Genomic DNA, 20,595 nt, shown 5'->3' with positions numbered 1-20,595 from the left:
ACAGACAGATCAATGCAATGAACGGGGCTCTATACAAATAATCTCAATACTTCAATAATTTTATGTACAACGTAAATGTAGGAAAAAAGCTTTCCTCAGTGAATTTTGAATCATTAATTAATGAACATTGGACACCTTCTCTTACTGAAGAGCGCATTTTATTTAACCTGAAAATATTAGAATGGATAACCGTTGAACAAATCACATTCCTGATAAGTTGGATAAAACATTTAAGTAAAAAGAATAAAAAGGTTTATATACATCTACCTGCTGCAGATGGAATACCATTAGATTCTATTATAGCACGCCGAAGGCACAGATGTTTGAATTTGCTATTGGCTGACTGGAAGATGGATAAACTTTTTGATTCAAACGTGTTATTTACTTACCCGGACTCTTTTAAGGTTACCAAACAACCCAAAGAATATGTCCCATTTCATTCATTAACAGTACACCCTTATAATATCCTTACTTTCGATTCTGATTTCGAGAAGTTGTATGATAAAAAACTGGAACGATTCAAAAATTATTCGAAAGAACTACTAGCAACTAATCTGGATTTATCATTTTTTGAAAACCATTATCTAAACTATTCCATCCTAAAGGAGTTTTATTCCAATGTATGTCAACATGCAATGTGTGATAATGAAATAACGGAAGCGGAATGTTATTTTTCAGTCAAAGAGAGTTTTAAAATACAAAGCTCATCTAAAGAACATTTAATTCACAATTTATCTGAAAGAATATCAGAACGTCCATTGGAAGAGTCTTATTTCTTTAAGGATGAGCAAGGGAAATACAAGAATGAAGGCTATGTGGAAATCTGTTTCCAAGATTTTGGTATAGGTATACATAATAGCCTAAAAGATAAATACTTCACCCAATGGGAAAAAGTTAAGAATCTGTTTAATCCGGACCATGAAAATCAAAACTTAAATACCCGTATTCTTGAATACGCTTTCTTACTATTCAGCTCTAAAAATGAGTTTCAGGAGAATCTTTACATACAAAATTTCATTCCTAGAGGATTATATGTAATAAAGGATATAGTAAAAAGGCATAAAGGACTAATAATAGCAAGGAGTGGGTTGGGGAAGGTGGTTCTGGATTTTAGCACTGATGAAAACAATACTCATTACAGAGAGGCAGATATATTAAAAGATGTAAGTTTTCCAGGGACTTCAATCACAATTATACTTCCATCAGTAAAAGAACAGCATATAAATAAATCAGAGTGGTATGTAACCAGGGAAAAAGAGGGCAAACCTCATGTTCTTAGGAAAATAAGCTTACTATCACTATATACCAATGCTATAAATACGCTTATATCACAATATATAGATTTTACCAATAACAGTAAAGAATTAATCCAAGGGTTTTTCAAAAATCTCTGTGATGAGTTAGTCCGAATAAAAGACCACAACAGGAATTTAGTAATATTAGATTTTGCAGGAATAGATTCAGGGCTTTTTGACATTTATTCCAAGTTATTATACTTCATAACCTTTTGTCCTATTATGGATGACGAAAGCCTCAATCTATGCATAATAAACGTAATTGATATAGATGTAATTGAAAGCCTGATGGACGATACCTCTCTCATCAACAAGTCAAAAGGCTTTTATTCAAAACCTATTCCATGTATTTATCCTAATCTGGAAATATCCTGGTTTATACAGAATCATCAATTCAATGCCGTAGAAAGGAAAAAAATATCGGAGAATATGACATCTGCCTGGCAATTCAATAGCCATAAAGACAACTTTGATGCAAGGGTAAATCAAATATATGGGAATGTGTTGAGAGTTGTAACTGTAGATGGAAAAACATACAATTTAAGAATTGATCTCCCAAAAATAGAAGTACTGTTAAAATTCTGCATGGCTTTACAGGAAGCAGAAATTATAGCCGAAATACAGAATAAAGGGCTGCAATTCCATGAACTATTAGATACTGAAAAGGGAATTAATTATAATGATATAAATTTATTTTCTACTGATCCTTTAAATGAACAAGCCTTCTTAACTTCTAATGGACTATATCAGACATCTTTCTTGTCATTTATTGATAAATTACATAAGAAACAGTATAGAAGATTTGTTTCGATTAATCTGATATTGAAATTATTCTACACATACATAAACAATATAAATCATATAGAATCAATCAATAAAGTATTAACAGTAACGATAAGTAGTCAATTGTTATCAAAAGAAATAACAGAAATACTTAGATACCTGAAAGCAGTTAAAAATAGTGTTGAAGTCATTCCGTTAGCCAATTACTATACATTCCTCAACGAAGAGCCTTTTAATTCTTTCTCGGGCTCATCCAATGTTTTAATAGTAAATGATGTAATAGCGACGGGTGGCCTATCTCGCAAGCTCGCTAATTCTCTTACAAGTAAAGAATGCAAAATAATTTCCATCCTTACGATTGTTGATACCAGAGAGACAATACTGGAAATTGATGAACACCTTCCAATATTATCTCTCGCAAGGCAAAAAATGGAAAAAACAGAAACAAACCCATTTAAATCAGAGCCTATTTTGATAGACCCAATTTTAAATGCACCAGCAACTATCAGCAGAGAGAATATTGATAATATAATATATAATCCTGTAGATTTTACAAAGCTTTTTAATAATGACAACCAATATAAAATCGGCTATATAAAAGCTAATAACAAACACCAGTTATATTATCTTGACGTTTACAGCCTGATTAAAGAGGACTCACAGAACGATTATTTTATTCTAAAAACGATATTCGAAGATTTAAAAAAAAGTATCAGAAGAGAGAGAGAATCAAGAAATATTACCAAATCGAAAAGTGTAGAGTCTACATTAAGAGAATTCTTGCGCACTAATGATATTGATATGCCAGATGTTGCAATTGCCTCTTATCTTAAAAAAAAATATTCAAAAGATCTTAACGAATTTGATATTGAAATTATCTGTTACCCTTATTCATCATCTATTGAGTTATTGGAAAATGAACAACATCCTGTCTTTTCTGAATTGAATTGTAAAAATTCTATTGAGATATATCCACTACCCAGAATTCTTACAAACAAGGGATGGCGTTTCAGCTTCCCTCCCAACTTTTTAAATTTAAGGACAAAGAATAAAAATATATTATTGCTTGATGATGCTTCTAATACCGGAGATACAATTATTCAACTAATAGATACAATGGGGTATTTTGATGTGAAATCAATCACCGTCCTAAGTCTAGTTGGTCGTATCGAAAATTATCAGATTGAACTCTTTAACAGGATTAAAAACCTAAAGGCCAGAGAGAACAGGATTCCAATCAATATTTATTTCTGCGTTCACTTTCATTTCCCATCTTATGACAAACACACTTTTCCCTGTAATGTAGAATTGCAGGAAATAGGAAGATTTAATCATTATTTTACCACAAAGCTTAGGCAGGAAGAACTTCCCCCATTAATTAAATTCTACGTTGAACAGAGAAAGAAAGAGATTGATCATTATGCGATGACTGGTGGCCCCATTATTAATAATGAGTATTTAAAGAAGCTTGACAAAAAAGAACTTTTTCTTTTCCGGGATTATCTTGGTAGCTATGACAGCTACAGATTATTTAAAGAGGATGGATTGCCTGTCGTGGGGGGGAAACATTATCTACAGGGAATAAGGACACAGATCAGAGATAAAAGAAATTTCCTGAAGGTGCTGATTATACTTTATTATGAACCACATTTAACTGAAACAATCTGGAGGATGGATATGGTTAGTAACGTTGTTTCTTATATTGAAAATGATTTATTAAATGATGATGACTTCATAAGTTCTACTTTTAATCAGCGGTTAATTATTACTTCTATTTCGAACCTTGATATTAAACTTTTTGTAAAAGAAGGTTTTTTGGAAAAACTATTCTCCAGATTTTATAACCCAAAAAATGGACCGGAAGATATTAATACTGACATTTCAATATGTCAGCTCGCTTATATTATTTCTTACAATTTGTGTAATATAAAAGAGAATACAGATAAACAATTTATAGCGAAACTAATTTCTCTTATCTCGGAAAAATATATTGAAGCCCAACATACGGGGAATAAAAAAAACTATCACAACTTCTTTAAACAGATTTTTTTAAGAGTGGTTAATCCAATTAAGACAAAATTGGTTATGCAGGCACAGGATATATTTGGGCGGGTTTGGATTTATTATTACTCCGTTTTAGCTGACATGAATAACCATGTTTACAGAACGGATTTCGGAAAGATTGGGGAACTTGCACTGTTGTCACATGGGTTTTCCAAAGAATCACCTAATAATAAAGAAGCCTCCGATTTTATAATCAGATATAATCAATGCAAGGAAAAAGTTCAAATCAATCTTACTGATAATTTAAAATTATTATTTGATCGCTTAATAACGGCTGATTTTGATCAATTTGATAAAACAGAATTTGTTAGATATGCTCAACTTATATCTAACCTCGATAGTGATTATTACTTATCAGAATTTGAAAAAGCGAAATCTTCCGATGATTATAAATCATTAAGTGAAAAAATTGCAACATTTGCTAACGAAATTATAAGTCCAGATTCTGCAGTTGCAAAAATAGTTTTTAATGCAGACTCTAATGTGTATGATATATGGAATAAGTCTATCCTTCCCTTTGAAGCTAAAGGAAGATGCACAATATTAATTTCACATAGTACTGATAAAACATTAAGGATAAAAGTACATCCGGAGCCATTACTTGAATTATTTCAACATATTCATAATAATAAAGAGAATTATGCACCTGATGCTATGGGAGTCCTCGAAATAAAATTACAGGATGAATTAGTTTGTATGAAATTCTGGCAAGATGCAGCCCTTGTGGAGAGAGTTAATGGTAGAGGGATAAACTTTGTAAGAAAAATAACTGAAATCTATGATGGCGTTTTTGAAACTATAAGTCGTGATCCATATTCATTTGCTATTAAATTTCCTAATCTAACTAAAAGTAATTAGATATTATGTCTGCTCCAATTCACATAATAATTAATGAAGATTATTCTGACGGTACATATCAATCACTATCCAGTCTGTTGAATATGGGACGGATAAATTATATACACGCGAAAAATCTGCACCATTTTGAAAGAATATTGTGTTATTTGCGACCTGATTTAAAAGTTCATTTATGGGTTCACCCCGGGTTTGGGCAATTTCAGGCTACTCAGCAAACTACTAATGGAATGATGGCGGTAAAAGCATTGCAACTGGCCAATGTAAATTTTAACCTACTAACATCCGTTCCTCAGAGTAAAGAAGCCAAAGAATATGCCGCAACATATAACCTTCAGCTAATAGAGGTATTAGGACTTGAAGAACATGCTCAAAAAAATGCGCCGATTCCAATCATTGATTTGATAAAAAAACTTGTACCCAATTGGGAAAGCGAAATTACTTACAGTCAAAATATTGATATTGTAGATGGATATGATGTAGGAATAATTACGGCACTCTATGATGACGAATTTGTTAATATTAAAAATGTATTTGGCAGGGATAAATGGGAAGTATTGAGGCATCCCTATACTAATAATTTGTATTATACATTGAATCATGTGTTGAAAAATGGGAAATCAATAAAAATTATTGCTGCCTCGCAATTTAGTATGGGGATGATTAATGCTGCTATTAATACGACTGAAATGATACTCAAATTTAAACCGAAATATATGGCGATGACGGGTGTTTGCGGAGGCAAACCCAGCCCACAAAATAAAGAGATAATTGAACACGAGTCTTCAAATAAAAAGGAAGAGATCAGATTGGGAGATATTATAGTGCCTAATATGGTATTTACAACCAGTAAAGGGAAAATAAGTGAGGGCGGCTTTAAGCCAGAAAGTGAAGAGGTTAAACTAAATATAGAGTTTATTCCAATAATAAATGCTCATAAAAAAGATATCATAAGAGAAATAATGGATTCTGATTCAACAAGAGATTATGGACGATATAATCTTCAGGCTCATATACAACCTATGGCATGTACAGAAGCTGTCATAGACAAACCAGGCCACTTTGTTGAGTTCACGGATAGAGATAGAAAAACAATTGCAGTTGATATGGAAAGTTTTTCTATCTTAAAAGCCTGTGAAAGTTTGCATACCTACCGGACAAAAGGAATTATCATTAAGTCAGTAATGGACAGAACCTCAGATAAAAATGATGGTACTAAAGCATATGCGTCATATACCAGCGCAATGTTCTTAAAAGGACTCTTGGAATATTTAGAGTATTAAGATTTCTCTTAATAAAAAAGCCGGACATGAGTGCCCGGCTACCGCTATATAGACTAAAAATTCAATCAAAACGCAATGGTAAGATTTTACTAATAGAAATTGGTTAATACTGCGTTAATGAAATAAAAAAGTTGGATAATAACTTACTCTTTTTTAGTAGCCTCACTTATGATATATCCCATAAACAGAAATGCAAACGATGTCATAACGATGATCGGAAATAGCTGAAACCTTAAAGCAATAGGAGAGGCAAATACGCTGAACCCAAAATTCACCAGCCATAAGCATACTACCAGTAACAATCCCTTGCCCATTAACTTATGCCGTTTATAGCCTTCCAGTATGAGGAAGCTGAGCATGCCGAGGAAGAAGATCACATTCATAGTACCTACAAGAATAGGGTAGAAGTCCAGGATATTTACTTTAAGATCTTTGAATATCGTGGTTAATTTATTGCTTTTGTATGCGAACCAGTTCTGAGCGATAGGAGGAACACTGTCTACTCCGGTACTATAATGATCCAGGAATTCAACTGGAGGTGCATAATACTTTAGTGCATTTGGGAATAAGTAATATTTAAAAAACTCCGTAGGATATGTCTTAATGAGGTAGGTGCCATAATCCTTATATAAAGGGGCAACAGTTGCCCAGCGTTTCATTTCAGGCGCCGTAGAATCCTTTTTAAATTGCTGATGCATGTACATTCTTAAAGGGGCACCAGGTGTCCACATATATATAGTACTTGCCATCAGTTCTTCTTCCGGATGCATCCGGTTATTAAAGGTACTGTCGAAATAATCACGTACCATTTTGTCTAATTGCTGGAATCTGGCAGGGGTTGGTTTCCTATTAGCTTTGGGCACAAATTTATAGGCATACATCGCATTATTAGCCATCTGCCAGCCGGTAAAAGGCGTGAATTGTTTTATGCCAGCCAGTTCGTAGTATTTACTGGTGTTATATAAGATAAAACTCCCAATCAATAATACGCATATTGCCAGTCCGGCAATTTTAAGCAGGTAACGTCTTCTGGATAAAAGGAATGCAACACCAGCAATTAAGGGATAGAACATGGCATTGTACCTGATGGTGAATGCAAGGAACAGTACAAGTGCATGAAAGACTATTAATCGTGTTGTAGGACGATAAGCGATCCATATTAAGGAGGTGAACCACATAATACTCAGGGAAAGGAAGAGGGTATCACTGGACACATAATTCGCCAGGTACAGGAATACAGGGTTAAACAGCATAAAGCCGAATAAGGTGATGCGGGTTAATTTTGCAGGGTTATAGAAATGGAATAAGGTAAAGACAAGGGACAAGATACTTGACTGCAATAACACATACTGAAATATGACCAGCGCGGTATCTGAATGAGTGAACACACTGAATAAGCGAAGGAACATGGAATATCCTACAGGGTAGGTATTAATAGATAAATTTAGGTAGGATGTTTCCAGGTATGCGTAGGAATCTCCATTAATGAAACTGGCAAAAGGATACCAGTATTTAAAGAATAATAATTGTACAAGGATACCTATTACTGCTGTCCATACATAAGGTCTGTTTTCTGCTGATTTGAAAACATAATCTTTAAGAGAAATATTGGATTTTGTTTCAACAAGCGTTGCCCCTTCCTGTTTTTCCTCATGATACTCCTGTTCTGTATTGATCGACCAGATATTCTCTTTAGTGGTAACACCTGCTGCAATATTATCTACAGCTACCATAGCAGTGAGCATGGAATGGTCTGCATTGTTGTATTTGTGCATGCCATTACGTCCTACCAGGAACAGGTTCTCAAACTGGTCTGTAAATGTTCTCACTTCGTCAAAGCGTTCATAAGCGCCAAAGTAAGCGGGGTAGGTTTTTTCTACTCTTAATACAGTGCTGTCAAGTACATCTTCTGCATTGGCCAGTCCTATTTTTTCTAATTCTGATATGGCCAGCACCGCAATTTCTTCATCAGATAACTGCCAGAAGGCATCCGTTTCATTACAGAAGAATTCCATCCCTACCCACATAGTATCAGGATCATTTACCATGAAAGGACTCCAGTTGTTGAATATCTGTAATCTGCCAACAGTTACTTCCCTTTCCTGGATATAGATCCAGGTATCCTGCATATCCTTATGTGATAAACGCTTTAACAGTACTCCTACCGTAATGAAATCACGGTACTGCAATCCCGCTGCTATTTCCTGCACGTCCAGGGGTACATCACCCTGAATACCTGCTACCAGTTCTTTTACGGGCATTGTACTGAAGAAATAATCTCCTTCCAGGAGTAGTTCTTCGTTTGTTTGTTTATTGACAGCGGTAATGGCTGTTACGCTGTTATTGAAAGTATGGATCTGTTTTACCTCATGATGCATGTGGATGATCCCTCCCATTTCCTGCACTTGTCTGGCTACTTCCTCCCATAATTGTCCGGGGCCGAATTTAGGGTACAGGAACTGCTCTATGAGGCTTGTTTCTGTATCCTTCTGTGCTATATCCCCTGTATTCTTTTTCTTCTTTTTTGTGATCTCCTGCAGGGCATGTTGAATTGCTTTACGGATGCTTACTCCTTTAATGCGTTGTGCCCCCCATTCTGCTGAGATCTCATGGCAGGGTACACCCCATACTTTCTCTGTATAATCCCGGAAGAATAGTTCATATAATGTTTTGCCGAAGCGGTTGATCATAAAATCTTCCAGGCTTTTTTCCGGTTTTCTCGGAAATAACTGTGCCTGGAGATAAGAGAAAAGGATGGCTATAGTCCTGCCGACTCCCAGTTTACGGAGTGTTTCTATTGATAGAGTAATGGGGTAGGTAAAGAATTTACGGAGGAAATAGATCCTTGACAGGCGTTTCCGTACCAGCATCACTTTATCGGGATCGGTAGGAGGCAGGGTACTATTTACTTCCCTTGACTTATTCTGGTAATTAATCGTGAAAGAGGAGCCCGCTTCCTGTTGTGGTGGCATAATGTTTTGCCACCAGTTCATCACTCTGTCGGACTTGGAGAAAAAGCGATGCCCGCCTATGTCCATGCGGTTGCCTTTGTAATTGATTGTCTTCGAGATTCCACCAATATCACCGCTTTTTTCCAGGATGACAGGGATAATGTCTGTACGTTTTAACAATTCATAAGCAGCAGTTAATCCCGCAGGACCAGCGCCAATGATAATGGCTTTCTTACTTACAGGTTGAGAAAGAGGGTTACTCATGAGGGGGCATTGTGGTTTAATGGATGACCAAACTTATCAGCTTTCTGTGGTGCAACTAAAGTTAGGGGAAGGATAGTAAAATAACTTAGGAGATAGAGAGAGAAACTTAGGAGATAGTGCTTACATTGCCCTTCTCAGTTCTTCCATCTCACAGCTGTAATAACGCAGGAAGGCCTGATTCAGATTTTGCCAGCTTTTATATCCCGCTGTATGAGCAATTGCAGAGAGTGGTGTTGATTTCTCAGTAAGTAATTCAAATGCCCTCATCATCGTTATCATTTTTATGAATTTCTTCAGAGACATGCCAAAGTGCATTTGAAAGCCTTTCTGCAATACATCTTCAGATAATTGGAACTTTTCTGCCAGTTGAGAAACAGAATGATTTATATGAGGGTTATCTGTCAGGTATGTAAACAGCTGACGGAAGCTAGGTTCATTGAATATATCAGAAATGAAAGGGCGCTGTTTTGCATGTGCGTCCTGGTAAGCGAAATTAGTAAACAACTCTATACAGCAGCGATATAGGAAATGGTGTGCTGGGACTTCTACATGCCGGCAGGTAAGCATTTTCTGGACCAGGAAGTCGCAAGCCGCATTGATATAATAAGGTTGTTTGTTTATCGGCGCGGTTATATTTGCAGGTTTTTTGTTTGCCAGCCGGCGGAGAGCGGGGTATTGTTTTGCCAGTTCTCTTATATCTTCGGGTAAAATATTGATATGGCAGGAGCTCATCTCTTGCTCTGCTTCCATGGGCACCTTGTGAAGGTCTGATACCAGATTGAACAGGTTACATTCCTCCTCCTCCAGCGAAAAGGAAACATCCTGGTATAACTCTACGCGCACACTCGACCTGTACATGAAATGAAGCGCCCATATCGGACGGGGTGTATATGGACAAAGGATGATGTCCTCATTGGTGAATGTCTCCTGAATCCAGAAGGAAAACGGGCTAAGCTGAATGTGTTGGCTTAACATATCACACTGTTCATCTCTTTCGAAATATACCCCGGCATATGGAAGTAATAACCGGAGGTATTCTTCAGGGACTGAGGCGACCTGCACATAAGCAGGTTCTTCCCTTTCTACGTAGAGCAGTTTTTCAACACCGCTCTTTAATGGCATTGTCATGATTTTGTATAATTATCAGTGTTTTATGATTAAGGCCCGGAATGCTGTTATTTTGATTGTTAATATAAGTATCGCAAGTGCCGATTAGGTAACATGATGTAGAAATGATTTTTTGGGGATTAGGGATAGTGGAGATATTACTAAATGCTTGTCTGAGGAATTATTCGGGGTTTACTTTGTTAATAATGTTTTTGAGTTGCTCTTATTATTATTATTATTATTATTCTAAAACAACTTAAATAGGAAAGGGGATTTCCCCTTTCCTATTTAAGTTGTTTTAGAATAATGCATTATTTTTTAGGATCAAGTGCTCTGTTTATTTTTTCAATTGCATAACGCAAATGATCTTTGCTCACTGTATCTGTTGTACCGGATATTGCAATATTAATTTCTCCTTTTAACATTAATAGGTGTGTTCTTACAAGCGAAATCAGATCTGATTGAATTCCAGGCATAGTAGCAGGTAAAGTAGACTGTACTGCTAAAAGATCAGCAAAGGGTGTTGAAAGCGGAGTCGTAACAATTCTGATCAGATTGTCTAAGTAAATATTTTGCAGGTCCCGACGGTAATTGTCAATTGGTTGATGGGTATATAGTTCTGTCCAAATACCTTTTTTAACATCTTCAAGTAACTCTTTGCAGGTGTAAGTATTTGCTACACCGAAGCCACGGCTATTACTTAACAACATTGACATACGATTTACGCTAACCAGGCTGGCAATTATACTCATTCCTGTCTTATTAACTTCTGCTAAGGATGGATCTATCTTAGTAGCAATATATTTATTAAACAGCCATGTAGGTGTTTTGAATACCTGCTCATTTAAAAAAGCAATAGCTTCCTGCTGGCGTATCTTGGGGACCATTGTATAAGGATCTCCTTTTTCTTCAATCGATTTGGGATTAATATACATACCTCCCACATTGTTTATGACGTGTCCTGCATATCTGGCATATTGCTTTAGCAATTCACCATATAATAATTGAAGGTTACGATATCCTTCATTAGGTACTCTTGTCCAGATAGGTAATTGTACTAATATACGTTTGAGGTTTTTAATGCCATACTGGCCCGCGAGCATCGCATTATCTCCCAGATCTTCATTCTGACTGCGGGGATCAACAATGCTTGATGGGTTTTGTGGTCCAAACCATAATCGCGGATTTTTACTCAAGCTATCTATGATCCATTTGTTCAGCATGGTGGCTTCATCTTTAGGATCTTTAATATCCGCAAATAATCTGTAGCCCCATTCAATAGCCCATTTGTCATAATCACCGATGCGGGGAAATATTCCTTTTTCACTTATGTTGTCTTCTGGTTGGGCAACATAGTTGAAACGGGCGTAATCCATAATGGAAGGTGTATGGCCGTGCGCTTCTACCCATTTTTTATCCCGTAATTTTTCAATAGGCACGGTAGACGAGGAGCCGAAATTATGTGCCAGTCCAAGGGTATGACCAATTTCATGAGAAGACACGAAACGAATCAACTGTCCCATTAATGAGTCATCTAATTCCATTTTACGAGCCCTGGGATCTACGGCTCCCGCCTGTATCATATACCAATTGCGTAAGAGGCTCATCACATTGTGATACCAGTTGATATGTGTTTCCATTATCTCTCCGCTGCGTGGATCGGATGTATGTGGACCTGATGCATTAGACATGACAGATGGCTTGTATACTAAGGCTGAGTGACGGGCATCGTCAAGACTCCACGTAGAGTCTTCCTGAGGCGAGGGGGCTCTTTTCCCAATGATGGCATTTTTAAAACCTGCCTGTCTAAAAGCTACCTGCCAGTCATTGATGCCCTGAATCAGATATGATATCCATTTTTCAGGTGTTGCAGGATCAATATAGATAATAATAGGGTTTTTAGGCTCCACAAGTTCCCCCCTTTTATATTTCTCCTGATCTTCATCCCTGGGTTCCAGTCTCCAGCGGGCTATCATGGAAGTCCTTTTTACGCCTTGTGGGTCAGTATTAAAGTCAACATATTCAGAAGTGAAATAACCTACACGTTGATCAGCATAACGTGGTTGCATAGGTACCTTGGGTAACAGTACCATCGATGCCTTTAGTTCTACGGTAACAAGACTTCCGCTTGCACTGCCTGAATTTGGAGGTTTTGCATAAGTTTTTACTACCCTTATTTCTGTGTTTACCGGGTAAGTTTTTACCTCCACAGGATAAGATTTATCCGGCTGATAAGCGCCAAATTTGGCAAAGAAAATGTCATTATCACTGTTGATCACCTCCGTCATCTCAATGATGCTACTGGTTTTACCAGAAATTGAATCTGTATGGATAGTCCGTATATCAAAAGATAAGGCGATAGGTTGTATGTTTGAATTCATTACTGCCCTGTAGAGAGGCATTGTAGAATCTTTCGCATATTCACCATAAGAGATGTCTCGCATAAATATCTTGTTATTAGGCCCCTTTTCAAAGCGTACTATATTTGAATGGAGTTGGTCGCCACCATAACCATTTGTAGCTCCTCCATTGCGCATATCTGCGCCGGCTTTGGATAGGCTGCTTACGATAAGGATATCTCGCTCCAGGATACTGTCGGCTATCTCAAAGTAGAATTTATCTTCTACTTTATGTACTGTAAATAATCCTTTCTGTGTAATGGCCTTGTCTGTAATTACTTCTTTATAGGACGTAGAACCAGCCTTAAGGCCTGTAGGTGGTAATGCGTTAGGTACCTTAACACCTTTGCCGACGGAGTCGATGGAACTGCGGGACTTTGTCTTTTGGGCAAACAAAGAAAAAGGTAATAAAAAGAGGAAGTAGCTTGCCAAGAAATATATACGGATCATTTTGCTGTTGTTATTTTGCAATTTAATTGATAAACAACAGTTGCATTTTTAATGAAGAAGTAACATAGGTATTCTATTTCCCTTTAAACATTCTTAGATCGCATTGTAAAGAGAGCATGAAATATCGGCCTATCAAACTACTCCGGTTTTCAGTTACCGAATTGACCGAAATTGATTGTGACAAACGGGAAGTTTCATTTAGTAGGTTATAACCCTGTAGCCGGCAGGTAAATTTTCTTTTGTAGAAAGTCTTTTCCAGCGTGCAATTTATCATAAACGGGTTAATACTTACATTGTTACTATAGCCACTATTCAGCTGTTTATTGAGATCTACCGCTAATAGGAAAGTTTTTAGAAAGTAAAGCTTTCCTTCTATATTAAATGTCCAAATGTTAAGATTGGTAATATTATTTTCTGAAAGGTCATATACATTCCGATTGTATGTATAGGAGACACCTCCTGTCAGTTCGAGTACATTCCCAAGTCTATTAGCTCTTAAAGACTGTGTAATAGCCAAGTTTTGTGCGATTTTTTTTTCATTGTCTATATACAATACATTATTACTATAAGAACTGTTGCCATCTAAGAATATGCTGTATTTTCCATCACTGACCTGTTGAGACCAGCCATAACCAAAACGGCAATTATAATCACCATTGGCATTGAGAAAATGGGTTTCCTGTTTTACAGTATTAAAACTATCTTTTACAAGTACTATATTACTTATCACCTTATCCTGTGTATAATTACCTGAGAGATTTATAAAGAGGGTATTCATACTGGCATTGCGATAGTTTAAAAATAATGTATGAGCAAGGGACGGCTTTAGATTGGGGTTTCCAACAACCGGGAATTGTGCATTAGAAAGATCAGCTATTGGTTGTAATTGCTGGTTAGTAGGAAAAGTAACATTCCCCGTATATGCAAGTGTAAGAATTTTAGAATTTGATAATTTGTATTGTATACGAAATACAGGCACCATTGAGGTGCTATGCAACATCATGCGTCTTTCCGATATGATATTACTCCGAAAACTGGAAGGGAGTAAACGTACGCCGATAGTGTAATCAATTTTTCCATTATTTTTCCGGTAGTTGAATTCTACTTGGTGCTGTAGCACAGTATAGGCGTATTGATTACTTAGTGAATCAAGAAATTCTCTCTTTTCATCCGGACTTATCCATTGTGTTTCCTGTTTATTACCAGTAGACGTATAATTCCATACATACCTCAGTTCTACGTTGGAAATGGAATCTAGTGGTTCTATCCAGGAGATCTGGGCATTAGTCATAAATGTATTGTCCATTTTATTTAGTAGGAGGTGTACAAGAGAATCTTTAGCAACCGAACTGTTTGCATTATAATATCGCAAATCATCGCGACTATCTTGGTCATTGTTGTTCCGGGTATAATTTACAACAAGCCCAAATGATGCTACCCGTCCAAACTTGTTAAAACGATGTGTTCCAAATAAACCACTCATCAATGTAGGTGAACGGCTGGTAATATTGCTAATGGTTGCCTGGTCTTTATGTTGAAACCCACTTTGCAGTGCGAGGAGAGAACTATTATTAACGGCATTGTTTAAATTGTAATACAGATTGAATTTTATCATATCAGCTTCACGTGGTTTGTATTCTCCTCCGGCTGCCAAATTATAATTATCGTTCATGCTGTTATTACTACTGCTATTGATACTATAAAGGGTACCTTCATTAGTTTCTGTTTTTACATTACTATAGGCTTGAAGGTTATTAGTTGTGTTTCTTACTTGTAAAGCTGCATTTATCGATAATGCTTTACTGAAATTTCCTCGGTAATTAATGTTACCTTTTGTCGTAACGAGATTGCCTATTTGTCCGCTTGTATTATTAGTATTACCATTCAGTGAGAACTGTTGTTGCTCACTGAAATAATTAGTGAGTACCGCTGCATTATACCTTCTGTCATTACCAGTACCAGCAATAGCTTGTGCTTGGTAGATTTTGTTCAAATCAGTTTTAGTTTGTATGTTGATGATCTTTTCTGGCTCTCCTGTTTTTCTTCCGGTAGCCCGGGCCATATCTCCATAGTCATCAATGAGCTGTATTTTGTTGATGAGGTCTATAGGAAGTAAGCGTGTCAGATTTTTTATGTCGTCTACCAGAAAATCTTTTCCATTGATCCGTAATTTTATAATTGGTTTCCCCATTACATTTACATTCCCATCTCTATCTACCTCTAGCCCAGGCAATCGTTTTAACAGATCTTCTATTACTGCATTTTCCCGCAGCTTATATTGATCAACCAGGTATTCTATTGTGTCTCCGTTTATGACAACCGGCATCCGTTTCCCTTTTATTACCACCTCCTTCAATGTATTGGTTTTTGTAATGAGTGTAATAAGCGGCAGATCTATTTGGGTGCTGGTTTTTGGAAACATGAATTGCTTATGCCATGTTTCATATCCCAATCTATCGGCACGCAGTATGAAAGTAGATTGATGGACGTTTGTGAAGTTGAAGTTACCTGTTTCATTACTGGTAGTATGTAGGGTATCTTTACTAGCTATTAGCCATATATTCGTTGCTGTGACTGATTGTCCGGTCGTGTCTCTTATCACCCCGGAAACAGTATATGACGTTTGTGCCATCAGGTTATGAAGGTTTAGTGAAAAAATAATAAGGAATATTATTCGATTCATACGGAGGAAATGGCTTGGGTTGTAACAACGATAGCATTGGGGTATCTGTAAGATGGCATAATATCTATAAAAGGATACTACTTTTCCCCTAATGAAATTAGGTTTTTAAGAAGAGCTAACAAAAAAAATAACATTACTTTACGACTTTATCTCACAATAATTTCTGTGCATATAAGTAATTATTCTGTATCTCCAAACTGTTTGTATTTTATGTATTATACTACCTGTGACTGTATGTTCAGATTGATGGTATTTTTGTATCTGGTACCATTAAGTTTCTCCATCAGTATCACTTCTCTTGTATTGTTCGCAAATGAGAATTGAAAGTGGAAGCTGCATTCAGCCGTACTTCCGCACCGTCTGATAGTTGTGTAGTGTAATCCATGCCGGAAGATACCAGAGAACAGTCAGTTGCCCACCAATTTTATAGCTGAGAATGTAAGACAATTTTATATTGTGGCTATGGAGTATGATAACCACAGAAATACTTTCATCGCTATGTACAAACGTTGCAATAAATAATCCAGAAGTGCATTAACGCATCCCAATTAACAGTTTATAACATTTGGAATAGTTGTTCATTATTATAATCATCTAATGCAGTATGTGTAAATAACATAATGCATAATGGTTTTTCGATAAGCTGTTTTGTCGCTCTGGTAATACAATAATAGTTTTTTCACTAGATTATAAAATAATATTCTCTTGAGTTACTCCAATGAATAAAATAGATGATTGGCTGCCAGTAGGTGACTCTTGTTAAACTACAGTATTCATTTTTTGTTCGTTAATGGGCTGTTAATAATTTAAAATTGTAGTTGTTAGATTTTGCTTGTGTTAACAAAATAAATTTTTGTTAATTATTTTTTGAGTACTTCTTTTTGGCAATAACGACTACTATAAAACCGACCTAAGCTAACCGTTAACAAATAACAACGTTTAAAAGGGAGGGCGACTAACTAACAAAAGCGGATAAGGAACAACCACGTTTAATTTTTTATTGATTCTGAACTAACGAGTTCAAACTTTCATTCATGAAAAATAGATAGCACTGTTAAGTGTGTTGTCAATGACCCACCATCATGTATAATACACTTTGACTTTATTTTACTCACCAAAATCAACCAATCACTATTATGCAAATTCCTACACCTCGTGGTAGTTTATTAGCCAGATTTCTGACTCTTGTACTTATGTTGCATAGTTTTCTTTGTTTGCCTGTTTTAGCTAGTCAGACAGGCAAACAAAAGATTACAATAGTTGCAAATGATATCACATTAGATAATGTGTTTAAACAGATTGAAAAGCAGACTGGTCTGCGGTTTATGTTTGCTGTTGATGCATTGAATGTGAGTGAGAAAGTAACAGTAAGTTTTCAAAAAACGATATTAGATGAGGTGCTATCTGCTTTATTAAGTAGCAGAGGTATTATATGGCAATATCGGGAAGGGACGATTTCTTTGAAGCACCAGACAGTAATTGCTAAGCCCATGAGTATTGGGGGGGAAAGAACTCCAGCCATTGAGCCACCTTTTACTATTACAGGTAAAGTACTAGATGCCCAAGGTAACCCTGTTCCCGGTGCTACTGTGGCGGTGAAAGGAGCGAAGAAGGGGACGAAAACAGATGGAGATGGAAGTTTTGTGCTTGCAGGGGTGGATGCGAATGCTGTACTATTGGTAAGTTCGATAGGTTTTGAGACAAAGGAAGTAAATGTAGCGAATGTGCGAAATGTGATCATTCGCATGAATGAAGTAGTGAACCGTTTGGATGAGACAGTGATTATTGGTTATGGCACTACTACTCAGCGATTTAATACAGGGAATGTAACTTCGGTAAAGGCTGAGGATATTACAAAGCAACCGATTACCGATCCACTTTTGGCGTTGCAAGGGAGAGTACCAGGAATGATTATAACGCAAACTACTGGTATACAAGGTGGGGTGGTGAAAGTGCAGATAAGAGGACAGAATAGTATTAATAGTGGAACGCAACCTTTGTTTATAGTAGATGGTATTCCTTATACTCAATCTATTACAGGAATGTCGAATTTTGGCGCTATTGGGGGGAGTATTTCTGCTTTGAGTTTTGTTAATCCTGCGGATATTGAAAGTATTGATGTATTAAAAGATGCTGATGCTACTGCTATTTATGGTTCTAGGGGTTCTAATGGGGTAATATTGATCACTACAAAAAAGGGAAAAATGGGAGCAGCCAAGGTGGATATCAATGTATACAGTGGTTGGGCAAATGTTACCCGCAAGCGTAAGCTACTCAATACTTCTCAATATCTAGAGATGCGTCGGGAAGCATTTAAAAATGATGGGGTAACTCCTAATACATTTAATGCTCCAGACCTGTTAATATGGGATACTACCCGATATACAGACTGGCAAAGAACCATTATAGGAGGGACAGCACGTTATACAGATGCACAGGCTTCCGTATCAGGCGGTAATGTTGCTTTACAATATCTAATGGGAGGCAATTATCATAAGCAAACCTCCGTATTTCCAGGTAATTTCTCTAGTGAAAACGGGGGCGGCCATTTTAGCATTATGGGAAATTCACCTGACCAGAAATTAAAGACCGTTTTAACGGGCAGTTATGCTACCAGTAAGGCTAATTTCCCTGGTGGGGCTTATGCCGATTATATTGATTTGCCCCCAAATGCGCCTCCTATATATAATAATAATGGCAGTTTGAATTGGGCCAATTCTACTTGGGATAACCCTTATGCTGCTTTGTTATTGAGAAATATATTGGATATCCAAACCGATAATTTGTTGAGTAGTGTAGATGTCAGCTATAGGTTATTACCAGGGTTGGTATTCAAGGCAAATTTGGGATATAATGAATTAAGTGTAAACTCCTTTAAACAAAGCCCGATTGCTAGCATTGATCCTAAGTATCTCAGCTTTATCAAGGCATCTGCTACTTATTTTAACAACAAAAGAAGATCATGGTCATTTGAACCACAGATTACCTATATAACTACAATATGGAAAGGTGCATTTAATGCCATGGCAGGGGCAACAATACTTAGCAATAAGGAAGATGCGGATCGTTTAACGACAGGTGGAATCAAGGATGACGCTTTAATCAGGAATCCTGCTTCAGCTACTACTTTTTCTGCAGCAGCTACAGGCAGTCGCTATAAATATGCGGCTGTTTTCGGGCGTGTAGGGTATAATCTTGAGGACAAATATATATTAAACCTCACTATTCGTAGAGATGGTAGTAGCCGCTTTGGCCCTCGGAAGCAGTTTGCTACCTTTGGAGCCATAGGAGTTGGCTGGCTCTTTTCACAAGAAGATTTTATCAAAATAGCATTGCCTTGGCTAAGCTATGGTAAATTAAGGGCAAGTTATGGAACTACCGGGAATGATCAGATTGGAGATTACCAGTACTTGGATAATTATCAATATGAAGAACAACCTTATCAAGGAGTAAAAGGACTGCGGGTAAATGGGTTGTACAATGCTGATTTTGCGTGGGAATTAACCCGGAAAGCAGAAGTGGGATTGGAAACAGGATTTTTTAAGGATCGTATACTATTGACAACTAGTTATTACCGAAACCACTCTACCAACCAATTAATTGGCTATCCTCAACCTAGTATGGTGGGAGCTGAATTTATTACTGGTAATCTGCCAGCGGTGATCCAGAATGCAGGTTGGGAATTTGTATTGACTACTAAAAATAAGCAAAGTCGTTATTTTGAATGGTCTACTACTTTTAATATATCCTTCGTTCGTAATAAGTTAGTGTCTTACTCAGGAAACGGTCAAATCTATGCCCGGGTTGGTAGGGCATTATCTGAAAAACGAACGTATAAAGTTCTAGGTGTGGATCCTGCAACGGGTTCCTATCAATTTGCAAATGCAGAAGGGAAACCGGTATCATATGATCAAAGTGTTTCAGATTATTTGTCTGTAAATCCTGTACCTGTTTATTTTGGTGGTTTTCAGAACAGTTTTCGCTACAAAGGCTTCAACTTGGATGTTTTTTTTCAGTATGTAAAGCAGCAAGGAGCTAACGGGTTATTTTCGTCTTCTTGGGTACCTGGATCTCTAAGAAACCAACCTGTTAATGTATTGACTCGTTGGAAACAGGTGGGTGATAACGCTGATGTACAGAGGTTTAGCCAGGATGGCAGTTTGAGGGATGCTTATCTCGCATCTCTGTATAGTAATCGTGGCTACGCAGACGCTTCTTTTATACGCTTTAAAAACTTGGCGCTTTCTTGGCAATTACCAGATAGTTGGAAGCAAAAAATGCGTATAAATAATTGTCGTGTTTATATACAAGGACAGAACCTACTCACAATTACTCATTATCCTGGTTGGGATCCTGAAACACAGTCAGTAAATGTAATACCTCCCTTGCGTGTAATGACTGCGGGTTTTCAACTTACCCTTTGAGCATCAGTCCATGATGTGCGGCGGTGGAGTACAAACG

At 36.9% G+C, this 20,595-nt stretch carries 7 protein-coding genes; 3 read left to right on the top strand and 4 right to left on the bottom strand.

Features of this window, described 5'->3' with window-relative positions; genetic code table 11:
- Nucleotides 1-62 precede the first annotated feature (62 nt).
- Both BMW86_RS07375 and BMW86_RS07370 read left to right on the top strand, forming a co-directional pair.
- Nucleotides 63-5,000 (top strand): type I phosphoribosyltransferase, encoded by a 4,938-nt coding sequence (locus tag BMW86_RS07375; protein WP_089780434.1) that lies wholly within the window; start codon nt 63-65, stop codon nt 4,998-5,000.
- 5 nt (nt 5,001-5,005) lie between these two features.
- Entirely contained in the window at nt 5,006-6,280 is a 1,275-nt protein-coding gene (locus BMW86_RS07370; RefSeq protein ID WP_089780432.1) for a 5'-methylthioadenosine/S-adenosylhomocysteine nucleosidase family protein, read from the top strand.
- Nucleotides 6,281-6,423: 143 nt separating this feature from the next.
- Here BMW86_RS07370 and BMW86_RS07365 read toward each other — a convergent pair whose 3' ends face one another.
- The 4 genes from BMW86_RS07365 to BMW86_RS07350 all read right to left on the bottom strand — a co-directional run bounded on the left by BMW86_RS07365 (nt 6,424) and on the right by BMW86_RS07350 (nt 16,083).
- On the bottom strand, nt 6,424-9,495 hold the full coding sequence (locus BMW86_RS07365; RefSeq protein WP_089780430.1) for an NAD(P)/FAD-dependent oxidoreductase: 3,072 nt from the start codon (nt 9,493-9,495) through the stop codon (nt 6,424-6,426).
- Between the two features lie 120 nt (nt 9,496-9,615).
- Nucleotides 9,616-10,617 carry a helix-turn-helix domain-containing protein gene (locus BMW86_RS07360; RefSeq protein ID WP_177189185.1) on the bottom strand — a complete coding sequence of 334 codons (1,002 nt, stop codon included), beginning with the start codon at nt 10,615-10,617 and terminating at the stop codon, nt 9,616-9,618.
- A gap of 296 nt (nt 10,618-10,913) precedes the next feature.
- A complete protein-coding gene (locus BMW86_RS07355; protein ID WP_089780426.1) occupies nt 10,914-13,451 on the bottom strand; it encodes a zinc-dependent metalloprotease in 2,538 nt (845 codons plus the stop codon).
- A 73-nt stretch (nt 13,452-13,524) separates the two neighbouring features.
- Nucleotides 13,525-16,083 (bottom strand): TonB-dependent receptor, encoded by a 2,559-nt coding sequence (locus BMW86_RS07350; protein WP_177189184.1) that lies wholly within the window; start codon nt 16,081-16,083, stop codon nt 13,525-13,527.
- Between the two features lie 1,187 nt (nt 16,084-17,270).
- Here BMW86_RS07350 and BMW86_RS07345 point away from each other — a divergent pair.
- The gene (locus BMW86_RS07345; RefSeq protein WP_089780422.1) at nt 17,271-20,558 is read left to right on the top strand and encodes a SusC/RagA family TonB-linked outer membrane protein; all 3,288 of its coding nucleotides are present in this window, start codon (nt 17,271-17,273) and stop codon (nt 20,556-20,558) included.
- The last annotated feature ends 37 nt before the right edge of the window (nt 20,559-20,595 follow it).

The organism is Chitinophaga sp. YR573, assembly GCF_900110995.1.
Classification (GTDB): domain Bacteria; phylum Bacteroidota; class Bacteroidia; order Chitinophagales; family Chitinophagaceae; genus Chitinophaga.
This window is presented reverse-complemented; position numbering and strand designations above follow the sequence as displayed.